At 68.4% G+C, this 16,842-nt stretch carries 16 protein-coding genes and 2 pseudogenes; 4 read left to right on the plus strand and 14 right to left on the minus strand.

Features of this window, described 5'->3' with window-relative positions:
- Positions 1-7 precede the first annotated feature (7 nt).
- On the minus strand, positions 8-844 hold the full coding sequence (locus ABT061_RS25135) for a TetR/AcrR family transcriptional regulator (RefSeq protein ID WP_350922148.1): 837 nt from the start codon (positions 842-844) through the stop codon (positions 8-10).
- Positions 845-1,051: 207 nt separating this feature from the next.
- On the opposite strand from ABT061_RS25135, the gene ABT061_RS25140 reads away from it, so the two are divergent.
- The gene (locus tag ABT061_RS25140) at positions 1,052-2,638 is read left to right on the plus strand and encodes an MFS transporter (RefSeq protein ID WP_350922150.1); all 1,587 of its coding nucleotides are present in this window, start codon (positions 1,052-1,054) and stop codon (positions 2,636-2,638) included.
- A gap of 82 nt (positions 2,639-2,720) precedes the next feature.
- Here ABT061_RS25140 and ABT061_RS25145 read toward each other — a convergent pair.
- The 8 genes and pseudogenes from ABT061_RS25145 to ABT061_RS25180 all read right to left on the minus strand — a co-directional run.
- Positions 2,721-2,903: pseudogene (locus tag ABT061_RS25145) on the minus strand (hypothetical protein); the annotation flags it as partial.
- A 143-nt stretch (positions 2,904-3,046) separates the two neighbouring features.
- Positions 3,047-4,120 (minus strand): serine hydrolase domain-containing protein, encoded by a 1,074-nt coding sequence (locus tag ABT061_RS25150; RefSeq protein WP_350922152.1) that lies wholly within the window; start codon positions 4,118-4,120, stop codon positions 3,047-3,049.
- Positions 4,121-4,331: 211 nt separating this feature from the next.
- Positions 4,332-5,438 (minus strand): o-succinylbenzoate synthase, encoded by a 1,107-nt coding sequence (gene menC, locus ABT061_RS25155; protein ID WP_350922155.1) that lies wholly within the window; start codon positions 5,436-5,438, stop codon positions 4,332-4,334.
- Positions 5,435-6,223, minus strand: a complete 789-nt coding sequence (locus ABT061_RS25160; protein WP_350922157.1) for a GNAT family N-acetyltransferase — start codon at positions 6,221-6,223, stop codon at positions 5,435-5,437. The genes menC and ABT061_RS25160 overlap by 4 nt, the downstream gene beginning before the upstream one ends.
- Positions 6,207-7,175: a PucR family transcriptional regulator gene (locus tag ABT061_RS25165; protein WP_350922160.1), complete on the minus strand. Its 969-nt coding sequence runs from the start codon at positions 7,173-7,175 to the stop codon at positions 6,207-6,209. Before ABT061_RS25165 ends, ABT061_RS25160 begins: the two co-directional genes overlap by 17 nt.
- A 268-nt stretch (positions 7,176-7,443) precedes the next feature.
- A pseudogene (locus ABT061_RS25170) lies at positions 7,444-7,866 on the minus strand (amidohydrolase family protein); the annotation flags it as partial.
- Complete coding sequence (locus ABT061_RS25175) at positions 7,773-8,138, minus strand: DUF6245 family protein (protein WP_350922161.1); 366 nt, start codon at positions 8,136-8,138, stop codon at positions 7,773-7,775. The pseudogene ABT061_RS25170 and the gene ABT061_RS25175, both read right to left, overlap by 94 nt.
- A gap of 204 nt (positions 8,139-8,342) precedes the next feature.
- Positions 8,343-8,648 carry a WD40 repeat domain-containing protein gene (locus ABT061_RS25180; RefSeq protein WP_350922163.1) on the minus strand — a complete coding sequence of 102 codons (306 nt, stop codon included), beginning with the start codon at positions 8,646-8,648 and terminating at the stop codon, positions 8,343-8,345.
- Between the two features lie 916 nt (positions 8,649-9,564).
- Between ABT061_RS25180 and ABT061_RS25185 the strand changes: the two genes are divergently transcribed.
- Positions 9,565-10,083 (plus strand): RAD23 family protein, encoded by a 519-nt coding sequence (locus tag ABT061_RS25185; RefSeq protein WP_350922166.1) that lies wholly within the window; start codon positions 9,565-9,567, stop codon positions 10,081-10,083.
- A gap of 398 nt (positions 10,084-10,481) precedes the next feature.
- Here the strand turns inward: ABT061_RS25185 and ABT061_RS25190 are convergent, their stop codons facing one another.
- The 4 genes from ABT061_RS25190 to ABT061_RS25205 form a co-directional block, all read right to left on the minus strand.
- On the minus strand, positions 10,482-10,829 hold the full coding sequence (locus ABT061_RS25190) for a hypothetical protein (protein WP_350922168.1): 348 nt from the start codon (positions 10,827-10,829) through the stop codon (positions 10,482-10,484).
- 651 nt (positions 10,830-11,480) lie between these two features.
- Positions 11,481-12,050, minus strand: a complete 570-nt coding sequence (locus ABT061_RS25195) for a dihydrofolate reductase family protein (protein ID WP_350922169.1) — start codon at positions 12,048-12,050, stop codon at positions 11,481-11,483.
- A gap of 235 nt (positions 12,051-12,285) precedes the next feature.
- Positions 12,286-12,615 carry a hypothetical protein gene (locus ABT061_RS25200; RefSeq protein ID WP_350922172.1) on the minus strand — a complete coding sequence of 110 codons (330 nt, stop codon included), beginning with the start codon at positions 12,613-12,615 and terminating at the stop codon, positions 12,286-12,288.
- Positions 12,616-12,896: 281 nt separating this feature from the next.
- Positions 12,897-13,475, minus strand: a complete 579-nt coding sequence (locus ABT061_RS25205) for a GntR family transcriptional regulator (RefSeq protein ID WP_350922174.1) — start codon at positions 13,473-13,475, stop codon at positions 12,897-12,899.
- A 679-nt stretch (positions 13,476-14,154) separates the two neighbouring features.
- On the opposite strand from ABT061_RS25205, the gene ABT061_RS25210 reads away from it, so the two are divergent.
- The gene (locus ABT061_RS25210; protein WP_350922176.1) at positions 14,155-14,586 is read left to right on the plus strand and encodes an NUDIX hydrolase; all 432 of its coding nucleotides are present in this window, start codon (positions 14,155-14,157) and stop codon (positions 14,584-14,586) included.
- Here ABT061_RS25210 and ABT061_RS25215 read toward each other — a convergent pair.
- Entirely contained in the window at positions 14,550-15,803 is a 1,254-nt protein-coding gene (locus ABT061_RS25215) for an IS110 family RNA-guided transposase (RefSeq protein ID WP_350922179.1), read from the minus strand. The genes ABT061_RS25210 and ABT061_RS25215 overlap by 37 nt on opposite strands.
- 476 nt (positions 15,804-16,279) lie before the next feature.
- On the opposite strand from ABT061_RS25215, the gene ABT061_RS25220 reads away from it, so the two are divergent.
- Complete coding sequence (locus ABT061_RS25220) at positions 16,280-16,810, plus strand: hypothetical protein (RefSeq protein ID WP_350922182.1); 531 nt, start codon at positions 16,280-16,282, stop codon at positions 16,808-16,810.
- Positions 16,811-16,842: the final 32 nt, after the last annotated feature.

The raw sequence follows: 16,842 nt of genomic DNA on the forward strand, positions 1-16,842 counted from the left end.
GACAACTTCATTGAGAATCGATGCCTCGTCTCGCGAGATCGACTGCGATGCCGTCCAGGACACCGGCAAGGCCTGAGGCGAACAAGGTGTCGAGGTCCCAGGGGTCGGCGCCTGCGCGCATCGCGAGGGCGAGCCGGGGATACGCCCCGGGTTCGAAAAGCGGATTCTGTGCGTGGTCCGAGGTTTTTGTCCCCTGTTTCAGGGCGATTGCCGATTGCCGTTCCGCCTCCACATCGCCGACGTAGGTCAGCGCCACGCCTTGCACGTAGGAGGCGAACATGAACATGTACCGGAAAGCATCGGCAGGTTCGATGTCGAGCCCGTCGAATGCGGAGAAGGCGCTTTCGCTGTCCGCCGCGAGAGCCGGGCTGAAGTACGCGCGGGTTGTCACCATGACCCTCGGCAGGATCCATGGGTGGCGGTGGTACAGGTCCCAATCACGGTACGCGGCACGTTCGAGGCCGTGACGCCAGTTCCGCGGTGCCGAGTCGGGCAGGGGCACGTCGGCCATCGCGGCCTCCAGCATCAGAGTCACCAGGTCGTCCTTGGATGCCACATGCCGGTACAAGGACATGGTGCTCGCTCCGAGGTCCACGGCGACCCGGCGCATGGACAGCGCGTCGAGCCCCTCCGTGTCCGCGATGGCGATCCCGGCTCGCACGATGCGCTCAACGGTGAGATGCGGCGCGCTGTCATTGCCCTCCGGGGCATCGGCCAGCGTTTCCGCCCTGCGCGCCCGATACGCCCTCGCCTGGCATGCCCGGGAACAGTAGCGCCTCGGTCGGCCCCGTTCCCCGGGCACGAGCGACTTTCCGCACGCCCCGCAAGCCAGCTGCACCGACACCACCGCACTCCTTTTCGTCACATTTCTACGTTGTGACGAAACTCTACCCCACTGGAGGTGCGGGTGCATAGAGAGAGTGGAGCAGCAGGTCAAAACGCTGTTGTGTCGTGTTAGCGTGTATGCGTATCATGTACGCCAGACCGCGTACAAAGTACACACCGGGGCGATTGACTCCGACCCGATCGACACGACTCAGGAACAAAGGAAATGACTGAAGAAGACAGAAGAGCCGGAGCCAGGGAGTGGGTCGGGCTCGCTGTCCTGGTATTGCCCTGCGTACTGGCGTCCATGGATATGTCCGTCATGTTCGTTGCGCTCCCGTCCCTGACGGCCGACCTCAAGCCGAGCAGCTCCGAACTGCTGTGGATCATGGACGCCTACGGCTTTCTCCTCGCCGGCCTGCTCATCACGATGGGCACACTCGGTGACCGGATCGGACGGCGGCGGGTGCTGCTCGTAGGCGCCGCAGCCTTCGGCGCCGCCTCGATTCTGGCGGCCTACTCGACCAGCTCCGGGACGCTCATCGCGGCCCGCGTGCTTCTGGGCATCGCCGGAGCCTCGCTGGCGCCGTCCACCCTTGCCCTGATCCGGAACATGTTCCACGACGCCAAACAGCGGGCTACAGCGGTCGGCGTGTGGACGGCGGGCTTCGCGGGCGGCGCCGTACTCGGCCCCATCGTCGGCGGTCTGCTGCTGGAGCACTTCTGGTGGGGATCGGTCTTCCTGATCAACGTACCCGTGATGATCCTGCTGCTGGTCCTCGGCCCGCTGCTGCTCCCCGAATACCGCGACCCCAAGCCGGGCCGTTTCGACCTGCTCGGCGCCGGCCTGTCCCTCGTGGCCGTGCTCGGCGTCATCTACGGCGTCAAACGGATGGCGGAGCACGGCTTCGGGGGGATTTCCCTGGCGTACTGCGTCGCCGGACTCGCCGTGGGGGCGGCATTCATCCGCCGCCAGCGCGTGGCCGCGAACCCGATGATCGACATCGCGCTGTTCCGTACCCGCCGGTTCAACCTGCCCCTGCTGATCGACGCGCTGGCGACGTTCACGCTGGTCGGCTTCTCCCTGTTCAACTGGCAGTTCATGCAGCTCGTTCTGGGCATGAGCCCGTTCGAGTCAGCCCTGTGGTCGCTGCCCACCTTCCTCGTGATGCCCGTGGGCATCGCCCTGGCCACCGCGATCGCACCCCGAATCGGCAAACCCAACGTGATGGCCGCGGGACTGCTCGTGGCGGCCGCCGGCTACGTCATGCTGTCCCTGATCCAGGCCGACTCGGGAGTCATCTACCTCGTCAGCGCCATGACGGTCGTCGCGATCGGCATCGGCGGAGTCTCCGCCGTGGTCACCGACGTGATCCTGTCCGCCGCACCACCGGAGCGAGCCGGGATGGCCTCCGCCATGGCCGAGACCTCGGCCGAGTTCGGCGGGGCGCTGGGCATCGCGGTCCTGGGCAGCATCGGCGCCGCCATCTACCGTTCGGAACTGGCAACCAAGGCCCCCGACGCCCTCACACCCAAGGAACTGGAGGCAGCGCGGAACACCCTCGGCGGCGCCGTCGACACCGCCGCGACCCTCCCGCAGGGCGCCGCCGAAGCCCTGCGGAACGTGGCATTCGACGCCTTCGCGCGAGAGACGCGGGTCGCCGCGGTGGTCAGCGTCATCCTGACGGCGGGCGCGGCCATCCTCGTCGCCACCCTGCTTCGCAACGCACGCATCCGGCCCGGATCCGAAGCCCCGGAATCCGCAGCAGAACACAACGACCGGGACCAGGCGGCCATAGCAACCTCATCGTGAGCAAAGATCTCGTGGGGCCGTACCGGCGTCGGCACCCGGCACCGAACCCGGCGCAGCCGGGCCCGGTGCCGGGTGCCGGTACCTAGTGTCCTGCGCCAGAAATTACGAGTCTGATTTGTTTGTCGATTTTAATGGCTGATGGAGTGATCCTGGCGAGGTAGTCGGCCAGGGAGTTGAGGATCTCGTCCGAGGTCTTGGTCCAGGTGAACGGTTTCGGGTCTTCGTTCCAGGTGTCGATCCATGCCGTGATGTCGTCTTCCAATTCAGGCGCAGGACGCTAGAGCTCCGGTAGGAAGAATCGCCTCGAAGGGCCGGCACAGAGGGGGATCCACAGAGATAGGGGTGCCGGACGACAACCTTCAGGGGCCGTCCGACACACCCTGATCCCTGCCGTCCAACCCCGCTCCGTCATGGGGTGACGGAGGCGTATGCCTTGGCCAGCTCCTTCCAGATCACCTCGGCTATCGACGCGTTCCCCTCCCGGTTGGTGACGACCATCAGGGTCACACCACGCGTCCGGTCGGTCCCACCCATCGAGGTGAAACCGCCGAAGGCGCCCGCATGCCCCTGCCAGACGCGCTGTGACACCTCGGTGCGGTAGGTGGCCATGCCGTAGGTGTCATCGGCCGCGAGTGCCTGCGTGGTCGGCGTGGTCATGGACATGATCGTGGCGGGCTTCAGGAGCTTGCCGCCCACGAACAGCGCGTCGAGGAAGCGGGCGGCGCCGAAGGCGGTTCCGGCGAACATCCCGTCACCGAACGGCATGCCGTACAGGTCGGTGGGGATGCCCGTCGCGCCGTAGGCGGTGAAGTAGTCGAGTGACCCCTCGCTGGGCCCGGCGTGGGTGTAGTAGCCGTGGGCGAAGCGGAGGTAGACGCTCTGGGAGCGCTGGGCGGTAAGCTGGTCGCCCGCCTCTCCCGCGTTCTGCAGGAATTGCTTGATGCCGTTCTCCAGCGCTGCGTCTCCACCCGATGCCCTACTCAGCAGGCGCGCCAGGATGCAGAATCCGGTGTTGGAGTACTCATATGACGTGCCGGGAGAGACCGGCTCGTGGATACCCGGCGCCAGCATCTCCCAGGTGTATCGCCTGTTCGGGTCGTACTGGTCGCCTCCCTCGAACAGCGGGGCGGTCTCGGGGGCCTCGTAGAGGTCGTTATAGCCCGCGGTGTGAGCGAGCAGCATCCGGAGCGTGACGACGTTCGAGCCGGGCGCGTCGTTGCCGAGGTAGATCGAGATCGGCTTGTCCAGCGCCAGCAGGCCGTTCTCGACCAGGTGCAGAGTGTAGGCGCCCAGGACCAGCTTGCCAAAGCTGGCGTAGGCGAACATCGTCGAGTCGGTATCCGGCGTGGCCGGATCGTCGATCGCCTTACCGGCGTTGGCCGACCAGAACACCTGGCCGTCGCGCATCGCTATGGCCTGGGTGCCAGGCCCGCCGATCCTCCCGACCGCCTTGGCGAACGCGGCGTCCAGGGTGTCTCGCACCGTGACCAGGCTCGCCCGGGCGGGTGCAGGAAAGACGCCAGGCCTGCTCACAGTCAGGCCGAGTGCCGGCACCAGTGGCCAGATCATCACTGCCCCTGCTGCGACGTGCGGATCTTCTTCGCGGGTCCCATTGTGATTTCGCTTCCTCCGCTGATCGTTGGCCCGCTCGCGAAGAGTTCGGCGGCGGGAGTGGCGCGATGGCCGAACGCCCTCAGGGGCTGAGTCGCTCGATGGAGGTAGTCAGCCTGTCTAGGAAGTCGGCGCTGGGCGTGATGCCGATGCCGGGGCCCGCGGGCACCTCGATGTGGCCCTCGGCGACCGCGAAGGGCGCAGTGATGTCCTCGGTGAAGTAGCGCGCGGTGGCGCTGATGTCACCGGGCAGCTGGAATCCGGGCAGGGAGGCGAGAGCGAGGTTGGCGGCCCGGCCGAGGCCGGTCTCGAGCATGCCGCCACACCAGACGGGCACGCCGTGGGCCTGCGCGACATCGTGGACGCGACGGGCTTCCAGGTAGCCGCCGACCCTGCCGGGCTTGATGTTGATGATCGAGCAGGCTCCCTGCCGCAGGGCGGTCGCGGCGTCACGTGCGGAAGTGATGCTCTCGTCCAGACAGATCGGCGTCTCCATTACGGTGGCCAGCCGGGCGTGCGAGTGCAGGTCCTCGGGCGCGAACGGCTGCTCGACCAGCAAGAGCCCGAACTCGTCCAGCCCGCGCAGATGCCGGATGTCGCTCTGCCGGTAGGCCGTGTTCGCATCGACGGTCAACGCCACGGACGGCCCGAACGTCTCCCTGACCGCCCGGACCGGCTCGATGTCCCAGCCCGGCTCGATCTTCAGCTTGATCCGCAGATATCCGGCGGTGAGGTACTTGTCCACAAGGCCTAGCAACTCGTCGATCGTGTCGGTGATCCCGACGGACACGCCCACGGGCACCCGGCGCCGCACACCGCCGAGGTAGGCGCTCAACCCCATCCCCGCCGCCCGCAACGACGCATCCAGCACGGCCATCTCCACGGCCGACTTGGCCATCGGATGCCCCCTGAACCCGCCGAGTGCCACCGCGACCCCGGCCGGATCCAGCTCATCCATCGCCAGCAACCTGGGCAGGAAGAACCGCCTGATCACGTCGGCGGCCCCGGTGAGGTACTCGGAGCTGTAGCCGGGCTCGTCATCGGCCACGCACTCCGCCCACCCCTCCCCTTGGCTGGTCTCCAGCCGCAGGACCAGCGCGTTGCGCACTGTCTGGGTGCCCAGGGAAGTCCGGAACGGGGTCACCAGGGGCAGGGACACGAAACGCAGCTCGGCGCCGCACAGTTTCACGTAATCTCCAGGGGGTCGAGGAGGTACCAGCCGCCGCGGGTGAACCCGGCCACGCGGTAGCCGGCGGCGAGAGCCGTACCGAGGGAGTCACGCAGAGCCGCCCGCCACGCGCGGGCGAGGCCCGGGTCGGTCTTGCGCAGCCCCTCGATGTCGGCGGGGGTGGCACAGCGCAGCGGCTCACCTGTCGGCGAAGACGCGGCCAGGTCCTCGGTGAGCAGGTCGGCGCGCTTCACGTCCTCAGACCGCTCAGACCGCTCAGACCGCTCAGACCGCTCGGGCGGCTCGGGCGGCTCGGGCGGCTCAGAGGTCCACCGCACGAACAGCCTGTCGGACGCGTCGCCGTCGTTGATGCCGTCGGTCATCGGCCCGTAGAAGTCGGGCAGGTAAGCCTCGGCGAGGGCACCCAGCTTGGTCAGGTTGAAATAGGCGTTGCGTCGGATCAGCGGGTCGAAGGTCCAGGTGATGTCATCAAGGCCGTGCTCGGCCGCCCAGGTCCGCTGGTGCCGTTTCAGCGCCAGGCCGACGCCCTGGCCGTGCCGGCCGGGCGCGACCCCGGTGATGTGGGAATGCAGGCCGCCCTCGGCGGAGCGGAACCCGGCGGCCACGCCGACCAGGACATCCCCGTCGTAGGCGCCCGCGACGTAGCCGCCGGTGTAGGCCAGTGCGCGCATCATGTCCAGCGCCATGGGTGGCTCGCTACCGGGCGCGCCCCACACCTCACGCAGCAGTTCGTCGGCCGCCCGCAGGTCGGGCAGCCGCACGAGGGACTCAATCCGCAGTTCCATGTCGTTCAACATCTCCATGCACGCCGTCGGGGCGCGGCGTCGGGTTTCGGTCGGGTGTACGGCGCAGCCTCAGCTGGATCACCAAGGCCAACCGGATGTCGGGGTCGTCGAGGTCGACCAGCTCACTGATCCGCCGCAGCCGGTAGCGCAGCGTGTTGGGGTGCAGCGACAACACCTCGGCCGCCCGCGGCACGTCGAAGTAGGAGGCGAACCACACCCGCAGGCTTTGCAGGTAGTCGGTGCCGTGCGCGGTGTCGTGCTCGGCCACCAGCGAGAGCGGCTCCCCGGTCAGCGCTGGACGGCCCCGCAGCGCCGTACCCAGCTCTGACAGCAGCAGCACGGCGGCCAGATCCTCGTACCTGCCGACGGCGCCGCGGCCGAACGGGCCGTCCAGCACACTCAGGGCGGCCTCGGCCTGGCGCGCGCTCTTCGGGGCGCCCGAGCCGGTGGCGGCGACCCCGTAGGCGCGTCCCTTCGCGTCGCCCCTGGCCCGTACGGCTATCCCCAGCCGGGGCAGGCATTCGACGGGCACGTAACTCCAGATCGCGGAGTTGGCGCGCAGAACGGCCGCGTACTCCTCGGCGTGGTTGGGATGCGCGGGCACCCGGAGCCCCAGGATGCCGTCGCGTCGCAGGTCGTCGATCCGCTGGCCCTCGATTGTGGAGTAGGCGAGCACCCGCATCGCGAGGTCCTCGATCGCCACGGCTCCGCCGATCCTGGCCGCGACCTGGTTGGCCAGCGCGAACAGGTCGCCCGGCTCACCAGGAGCCGCAGAACCCGCCAGCGCGAGCATCGCCTCGATCAGCGTGTAGAGCCGGCCCCAGGCGACCTCGGGCGCGGCCAGCAGCAGCGCGACCCCTGGCTCGCCGGGGATCGGGTGCCGGGTGACGATCGCAGCGACGCCGGCCTTCGTCGCCTGGGCGACCAGATCGGCCGGTGGATGGCCGATCACCAGGAGCACCGCGCCCTCGGCCAGGGGCTCGGCCGGGTCCTAGATCATCGGCGCGCCGACGGGCACGTCGCGTCCGGCGGGCAGCACGACGGGCCGCACTACCTCGGGCCCGAGCCCGTCCAGCAGCATCCCCAGGGCGACCCTTCCGCTCATGGCCGGTTGTGGCGCAGGATCCGCCCGTGCCTCCCCCGGTGAACTCGCCGTCCTCGACGACCGGACGGCCGCTCAGGAGGACATACCTGACACCGGTGGGCCGCACATCCGGTGTCTCGTAGGTGCCTGCGTGGCCGATCGTCTCCGGGTCGAACACCGTGATGTCCGCGATCGCCCCGGGCGCCAGCCAGCCCCGGTCCGCGAGCGCGAACTGCGCCGCCGGCGCGGAGGTCACCTTGCGGATCGCTTCCTCCATCGGTACGGCTCCGCGTTCCCTGACGAACGTGCCGAGGAAGCGGGGGAAGCTGCCGAAGGTGCGCGGATGGTTGGGCCCGACCGGCGGGCCGGAATCGGAGCCGATGGCGACCAGCGGATCGGCCATGATCTGGGCCACGTCATCGGCGTGCATCGTGTGGAACACCCCCTCCGCCTCCGGGTCGCCGATCACCAGGTCGCACAGCGCGTCCCACGGATCGCCGCCCAGGTCGGCCAGGCTCTTGCCTGCGATCGCAGGAAGCCGGTGAGCTTGTCGGGGTCGTCGGCCACGCCCGCGGTCACCAGCTGCTCGCGGTGCGCGGCCGCCAGATCCTCGGCGGTGGTCGCGCAACTCTCGGCGAGCATCACCTCGACCTGGGCCGCGCCGAGCAGCGCGTTGGCCAGGCGCATCCGGTACGGGCCATCCCCGCCGAGCCGCGCGGCCTCCATCGTGTGCTCGGCGATGGTGCCTGCTCCGCCGTACAGGCCCAGGGCGGTCAAGGCGTCGGCGAGCTGGACGACAGAGACAGGCTCGGAGCGCGGGGTGAAGGTCATGGCCCCCAACCGTAGGACCGCCGCGTGGGGACGCCCGGGGTTTCGCGACTTTCGCGACCCCCCTACGCGCGGGCGCGCGAGGTCTTCCGGTCACAGAAGTCCAGTTCCGTGACCCTCCGGCGGATCAGCCGGTCCCCAACCGGCCTTCGGGGAGGATCGGACCGGATTTTGGCGGTAGGGCTGAAGCGGTGATGATCTACTGGGTCAGCGGGTCGGCCACAACCGCGCCGTGCCGTCGCTGCTGCCGGTGGCGAGGGTTGTGCCGTCTGGGCTGAAGGCCACCGAGGAGACACTGCTGGCGTGGCCGGTGAGGGTGGCGCTCGGTGCGAGGTTGGTGGCGCTCGGTGTGGGGTCGGGGGCATTTGGTGTGGGTTTGGTGGCATTTGGTGTGGGGGCGGGGGTGCAGGCGGCCGTGGTCGGTACGCCGATGGCGGCCAGGGTGCCGAGCCCGCCCAGGAGCAGGGTGCGGCGAGATAGTGAGCGGCGCTGCCGCGGCGGGGTCGTAGTCACACCCCGTAGGTGTAGAAGATCACGCTTGAGATTGACTTGAAGGCCTCTGCATCATCTTCTGCCCGCCCGGGCCGAGCAGCTCGCCGGAGGCGAACGGCTTCGGAGCGCGGCCGCGTCGGGCGGGCCCGGCATTACTGCCGGGACCCCGATGGGCCTTCGGGGGGATTGGACCGGGTTTTGGCGGTAGGGCTGAAGCGGTGATGATCTACTGGGGTCCCGGTAGTCCTGTCGAAGAATCCAACAGATATAGCTCTGGCCTGCGGTAATGCGGGGGGTATCCGAGCCTGGCCAGCATCTATCGCGCCCTGGCCGAGCACGACAAGGCGCAGGCCTACCCTGACGCGGTCGCCCAGGCCCGCTCAGAGTTCGCCGAGCTCACAACAGGAACTTGACCGCGTCGTCGCAGGTCAGAGCTATATCTGTTGGATTCTTCGACAGGACTACCGGGACCCCCGGAAGCGCAGGAGGCCATCGCGAGCAGCTGAGCCTCGCTGAATCTTTCGGCAATCGCGTCGACCAGCTCGGCGCCGCGGGCTGCCGGCACCTTCGCCGGATTCTTTCGGCAACCACTCGTCGAGGGCCTGGGCGTCGCGGGCCGGGACCGGCCGCAGAGCCGCAGCCCGGCCCGCGAACGCCAGCGGCCCGCCAGGGGCGGGCCGCCTTGAACGAATTCCTGGCGCGGGACACTAGCAGATGCTCGTGGACGCGCACGTGGGACCGCTGGTGAGGCGGCGGCTCGGACGGCTCGGCAGGCCTTCGCTTCGGCGGTGAGGGCAGGCCCGCCACGAACCGTCACCGACCAGGCCAAACGAGCCGAGTGATCAAAGGGACTCTGACCAGCCAATTGCTCCTTTGGGTCTCCACCAGATCTGCCCCCTGCAAGTGATCTCCAAGGGTGTGCACTCATCCTGTGGACATGCAAGCCCGAAAGATCACCCGGTCGGCGGCGGTACTCGCCCTGACCGCCGCCCTGATCCTCCTAGTCGGCCCGCTCGGGGCAGCAGGCCTCGCGCAGGCAGCCTCGATCGCGAAGAACACCAACTTCATCCTCGTCAGCCAGGACGGCATCACCTCCCCCTCGGCTGGCCAGCCCACGGCGACTCCCACGCTCACCTCTTCGTGTGCTCCGCTGCCGACCCCGGTACCGGGCGGTCCCACCTGCGGCCCGCAGCCCACGGCGACTCCCACGCTCATCTCTTCGTGTGCTCCGCTGCCGACCCCGGTACCGGGCGGTCCCACCTGCGGCCCGCAGCCCACGGCGACTCCCACGCTCATCTCTTCGTGTGCTCCGCTGCCGACCCCGGTACCGGGCGGTCCCACCTGCGGCCCGCAGCCCACGGCGACTCCCACGCCCACCGCGAGGCCGAAGGTGACCTTCGATCCCCGGCCGACCTTCGATCCGCAATCCCTCACCGCCTCGCGCGCACGCGCGTAGGGGGGTCAGCCCACATAAGCCAAAAACCCGCATTGGGATGATCTTGGGGTGCCACCGGAATACGGCGGAAACGGGCCGCGCCGGGACGATGACCGGACAGAACCTTGGTTCTGTCTGGTTCCCGGGACGGCGCTTGACCAGGTCAGCGCAGTGGGGCCACTACGGGAGCCAATCCGGTCCCACGCCGGGCACCGCCATCCACAGCCGAAACCTCGGCTCGACTACGTCCGGCCCACGGCGGTCTGGCAGGCCGGCCGCGCCTGCCGGTCGCTGTGCTTGTACCTGCTCCCGGGGCGGCAAGTGCAACAAGCCGGAGCACTAGAACCTGCGCCACGCGCCGAGGAACGAGCACGGGACCACGGGATATCCCGTGGTCCCGTGTTCTATGAGCTGGGACTTCACCCTGCCTGCGGGGGCTCCTCCCTCCATCCCACGAATGCGACAACGCTTGTGCCGACCCCAGCGATTTGTTGCGGTCCGGGCAATTCCTCGATGTACACCCCAGGGTGCTGGTAGCGCCGTGATGTCCTTGCCTCCGGAAGACCACTGGCTACATACATTGCGACTGGCGTCCCGGTGCCGTCGACGACCGTTACGGCTGATGGAACGGCCGTTCCATCGCTGGCGACGATCACAGGCTGACCATCCACGTACCGCACGCTCAGTGCGGCTACGTCTTCGGGCGTGACCTCACCGTTGGGAACGGTGCCCAGGTCGCCGGTCTCAGCGGGCGTGGTCTCGGACATGTCCGTCTCCTCACTGGTTCGGCACACTGCCGACCCGCATCGATCTTTCCCCGCGCGATCAGCACCCACGCTGCGAAATGCCACAGACGACGGCTGGTGGGGCCAGACTTACCGACAGGCCGTCTCCGGCGGACGCGGCCCGTTTCCGCCGTATTCCGGTGGCACCCCGAGGGGGCCGTCTCGCCCCGGGCGTGCAGTGTGGCCGACGCTTGCCGCCGGTCAAGTCCTGCGCCTCCTCGCTGCGCTCGTCGGCTCCGGACTGGACAGTCGGCCGCGCGCCGGCCCGGCACGCCGTAAGGGACGAGACGGGGACCGGGCGGGGAGAGGAAATGTCAGGTCCGCTGCATGGTTTCGGGGGAATCCGGCGTGACCTGCGGCTCGACAAGTTAGTCCGGACGGGGGGCTCATGGTCGTCCGGACTAACTTGTCGGTTTCTGCTGTCCGTTCCCAGATGATCTGTTTCAGCTCCTGGCCCGCGCTCACAACGCGATGGGGCGATACTTGAGATTTGCCCTGTCCGCTATCGGCACCTCGGGGCGATGTCCCCCGTCGATATGTCCGCGCGTTCGGGGGCACGGCCAGCGCGGCCAACGCGACTCCGAGCCGTCGTTCCGTCGCGAGGGAGCGGCCAACGTGCCAGGATAAATCACGTCAAGCCGTAACTCGCGTGGGCCGGTATCGCAGGGCGACCGCCCCCGACCGGAACTCACGGCGGTCCACGGGCTCGAGCTGGATGCGCTCGCGCAGACCGGCGAGCAACGTCGGCCCGTGTCCGGCAAGGACCGGCTGCACAAGGAACTCGTACTCGTCGATCAGTCCCAGATCTGCCAACGCCAGGGGGAGCGTCACGCCACCCACCCACAGGCCCTCGCCTGACTCCTGCTTGAGCCGCTGAACCGTTTGCCCGAAGTCGCCTCGCACCAGCTCGGCATTCCAATCGACCGCGCTCAGCGTGCTCGACACGACGTACTTCTTCGCCCGGTCGATGGTCTCGGCGAACGGGATCTGCCACTCATCCATCCAGTCAGGCCACGTGTCCGTGGCCGGCTTCCGCCACGCCGACTCCATCATCTCGTAGGTCACCCGGCCGAATAGCAGGGCATCGGCTCGCTCCATCTCAGCGGTCCAGTAACGCATCGACTCCTCGTCCGGGGGGAGCCCTGCCTCGTGATGGCAGCAGCCGTCGAGCGTGACGTTGATCGAGTATCGAAGTGGTCTCATCTCGTTGCTCTCCCTTGATGCGCGCAGCGCGTTTTCACCGGACGTCTACTTAGACGACTGTCGGCGCCATTTCTCATCGGCGCCCGATCCCACCTACTCAACACCGTCGTGATGCGAACCAGACCGCAGACTGAGCGCGCGACCGATTCGGGCGCTCGGGGCGTTCAGGTTCGCAACGGGACGGCGCTCATAACGCTCGACTTCGATGCACGGTGCCACGTCACCTACCGTCGGCTCAGGGCCAACGACGAACGTCGCAAACGTTGCCTGACGCGGCACTAGCTGCGATAACGCCAGCTTCTACACACTTCTCGGCATCCGCGAGGCCATCCACCACGCCGGCACCTTCCAAGGCCGTAGCCGCCGCAACCAGCGCCGTCCGCGCCGCGAACAATTCCCGCTGTATCCGGGCCAGCCCCACCCTGCCCGCCTCACCCTCGGTACCGCCGTCTGTGACCGCCCGGGCATCGCGCAGCACCGTCTCCCTCACATACGCGGCGACAGCCAACTCAGCCGCCGCCGCGGCTGCGGCTACTTCCTGGAACTCCTCGACGCTGAACTTCACCTTCAAGCTGTGCGAGCGGCCCGACGAGACGTACGCCCGACGCCGAGCCAGCCTCGGCAATGCTCGGCCCGCCGGGCCATCAGCACTCACAAGACTGGATTTTGCACCGCCAGCCCCGACAGTTACCCCAGAACTCCGACATCCCATCCGACAGGTTCATCCGGACACCGACAGGCCCACATGGACCGGACAGGAAGGCCGGGCGACCGGGCCGTTCGAGGGCGCCATTTTCGCGGCGCAAGTTAGTAGATAAGACCGCCTTACGGACCGGCGCAGCAAGTTCAGCGTTGCCAGGGATGCTCGTCGAGCCGGTCGAGGATGCCGTTCACCCCCGCGACGGCGTCTGACAGCTGTCGGCGGACCCGGGCGGTCCACGGCGTCACATCGGCCCAGTGCTCGGCGGCCGGGTCGATCCACTCGTGCCGGTCCTCGAAGTCGGCGTCCCCGAACAGCAGGGGCCGCCATTCGGTGGAGGCCGCGGCCTGGCCGGGCGAGGCGTACTGGTGGGGCCAGACCATCAGCCACTGCTCGAACTCCGGCCATTTGATCGCCAGGATGTACTCGTAGCGATGCACCCGGATCTTCGGCGCCGACACCACGGTGGAGGTGGGCGGCGCGGTGGCCACGTAGCTGCCGCTGCCGCCGCGCGAGACGATCAGCTCCTCGGCGAGCAGGACCCGTAGCGCGGCCTGCACGGTGGCCCGCGCCACCCCGTAGTGGTCGGCCAGGGCCCGCTGGGAGGGCAGCTTGTCGCCGGGGGCCAGGTCGCCGTGAGTGATCCGGGACCGCACCGCGTCGGCCACCTGGAGGTAGGGCGCCAGCGAATCGGCCGGGCGCCGGGAGGAAGGCTCGCTCGTCATGACCGGGAGGCTAGCGGGCTAGGCCGCTTTCAAGTGGGCTGATCCAAAGGGCGCCGCCGCGCGGAGCAAGTTAGTAGAAAAGACCGTCTTACGTCTTGGGGCGCGGCGCGTCGACCACGCCGAGACCGACCGCGGCGCCGCACTTTGCTCATGATCATCCCGGAGCAAGTTGTGTGAAAAGTCGGACTTACCGGCCGCGATCCCCGGAGCAAGTTAGAACACAAGTCGGACTTACCGGCCCGGCGCCACCCGGCTCCGCGACGGCGGCCGGATTCCTTCGCGCAGACCTTCACCGGGGCTGAACCCACTGGGATTCGCGGAGCAAGTTAGTAGATAAACCGGAGTTACCGATCCGAGGGCGGATCGGCCCCTTCGTCGCCGGCCTCGGGTCGCCAGGGCCAGGAGGACGAGGAGCCCCGTCCGGCGACGTCGCCGGGGAGTGGCGCGAACCGTGATCACAGAAGATCAACACCACGAAGAAGAAGACGACCGACACGACGAACAGAGCACGAACACCACCGAGAAGGCGACCACGAAATCCCAGAGACAGACCAGACAGTTCAGACTGAAGATCCATCAGAAAGAACGAACCGTCATAAGAGACAGTGCTAAGACATCCGATCTGCGCAGAGCGTCAAGCCCTAATGTCTTCAAGATCGCTTTTTGAGATGATGGAGGGATGTTTCGCCCGCGAATCCGCGTCGCCGCCTACATCATCCGTTACCGATCCGCGCCGGAGTTGCTTGTCTTCGATCACGTCGGCATGCCCGAAGCGGGTACTCAAGTGCCGGCGGGAGGGGTCCGGCCGGATGAAAGCCTGCAACAGGCTGTCCTGCGAGAAGTCACAGAGGAGACCGGCCTGACGGGACTCTCCGTCATCGGGCCCATTGCGGTGGACAACAGGCCGCGTGCCGATAACGGGCAGCCGCGGCGGACAACGTTCTTCCAGCTCACGGCCCACCCAGACAGCGCTGATGCCTGGCAGCACCATGTTCGCGGTGACGGCGAGGACGCGGGGCTTGAATTCGCGTGCCGCTTCGTCCCGCTACCACTGGTAGAGCGGTTGGCCGACGCTCAGGACGCGTGGCTGAGCCGCATCGATCGACGATGAGGGAAGGCGGCGGACTCGTCGTAGGTCTTGCGGTTCTGCAGGCAGTGGAACAGGCAGCCGAGCATCCGGTTGAAGGTGTTGCGCAGCGCGCTGGAGTGCCGGTCGCCCTCGGCGCGCCGGTAGTCGTAGTGGGCCCTGGGGCCTGGTGCCCGTAGGGAGGCGAAGGACCACACGTAGCCGACGGCGGCCAGGCGCTGGTTCTTCACTTTGCGGTGGTGGACGACCAGGCTCTTGCCCGAAGCGCGGGTGATGGGCGCGGATCCGGCGTAGGCCTTCAGCGCGCGGGCGCCGGCGAAGCGGGTGCGATCGTCGCCGAGCTCGGCGAGCACGCGGGCGCCGGTCAGGTCGGCCAGGCCGGGGAAGCTGGTGATGATGGCCGCGTCCGGGTGCCGGCCGAAGGCCTCGCCGGTGGCCTCGGCGAGCTGGTCGGCGGCCCGGCAGGCCGCGTCCAGCTGCAGCAGCAGCGCCTGGGCCTGGCGGCCGAGCGCTTCTTCGACGAGTGGGAGCTGGCGCAGCTGCTCTACACGGAACAGCGCCTGCAGCCGGTCGATCCAGGTCTCGATGTTGCGCTGGCGACCTGAGCCGCGTAGCAGGGCGTGCAGCCGGCGGAAGGTGAGCTTGGCGGCCGCGCCCGGGGTGGGCGCCGCCTGCAGGACGGCGCGGGCCTCACGGGAGGTCAGGCCGATGTTCTTGACGTGGAAGGCCTTCAGCGCCGCGGGAAAGTACTCGCGCAGCAGCGAACGCAGCTGGTTGGCCAGCTGCTGACGGTTCCAGACCGCGTCCTGCTGGGCGCGGGCCAGCACGGCGATCGCCTGGACCAACTCGGAATCCTCCGGCAACGGCCGGTGGTGAGCGGCGTCGACCCGCAAGATGTTGGCCAAGGTCATGGCGTCGGCGTGGTCGGACTTGGCCCGGGCGACGCTGTGGCGTTCGCGGTAGCGGGCCACGGCCAGCGGGTTGATCGCGTACACCTTCCTGCTGGTGGCGCGCAGGCACGACACCAGCAGGCCACGACTGGTCTCGATCGCCACCGGGATCGGGTCGTCGGGGTGGTCGCCGTGCTCGGCCAGCAGTTCCACCAGGACCCGCCAGCCTTCGGCGTCGTCGCTGATACGCCGCTTGGCCACCAGCGTGCCGGTCTTGTCGACCAAGGCGACGTCGTGGTGTTTCTCGCTCCAGTCGATTCCGCATGTCACCGTCACCGGCGCCTCCTTCAAGGGTCATTGGCCCAGGTGAGCCGCGCGGGGGCACGCCACGCCCTAATGAGAGAGCTCGGCGGCTCGACATCCGATCAGCGGTTCGTGGCCCCAGCCGGCCGCAGGCCCGCGCTCTGCGCAAGGGCTCGGCGGCCCCGGTGAATACGAGCGGTGTCTCCTGCGACTGGCTCACGCCACGATCGTGCCGAATCGCACGGACCGGCGGGTGACGGTCGACAGGGACCGAGGCGCACGGTCTTAGCAGAGGACTCGCGGTCCGGTATCAGCACAGGCGTTCACTCGGCCCCCGTCGACGACCACCCGCCGGTCGCTCATCCTCACCGCGTGCGGCCTGCGATGAGAAGTCCAAGCTCCAGTTCAAGTCGAGACGTCAGCGGGATGAGTTCCCGAGTCGACGAACTCGGGGTCGTACGGAGTCATTAGGCATCAGCACCTTCGGTGCCGATACGTCCGGGACAAAAAGACGGGGAGAGCCGATGTCCGCCGAGCCCGACCGGTTACCGAATGCATCGCTGCGCAGGCGTCTGCGGATGCGCGTCCATGAGCGACTGGAGGGCCGCTCGTGCGGCTGGTGCGGCGTGCACGTGGCCTACTCCGGGCGCGGCCGCCCGGCCATCTACTGCTCCAAGTCGTGCCGCAACCGCGCCTGGGAAGTCCGCTCGGCCGAGGCCCGGCTGCAGCGCGACATCGCCGCCGGCACCGTGCGCACCGAGCCGGTGCGCGAGGTGGTCCGCGAGACCGTCGTGCAGACCCGCTTCGTCCCCGCACCCTGCGAGCCCGCTGAGCTGGGCGCAGGGTCGGCTGTCCCGGCGACGGCACAGCAGTGGCTGGCGCACCTGGAGGAGCTCGCCGCCCAGCTGCGCGAGGGCGAGCTGGGCCGCCAGCACTGGTATCACGCCAGGCTCTACAACGCGATGATCGGCGCCCTGGTCGACCTCGGCGCGGCCTACCCGGGCGGCCTGGACTACCTGGAGCGCGACGCGGGCCGACGCAGGGGCAGAGGCTGAAACCGCGGACGCATTACGTCCCGGACGCAATG

This window comes from Streptosporangium sp. NPDC002544 (genome assembly GCF_040295965.1).
GTDB lineage: Bacteria > Actinomycetota > Actinomycetes > Streptosporangiales > Streptosporangiaceae > Streptosporangium.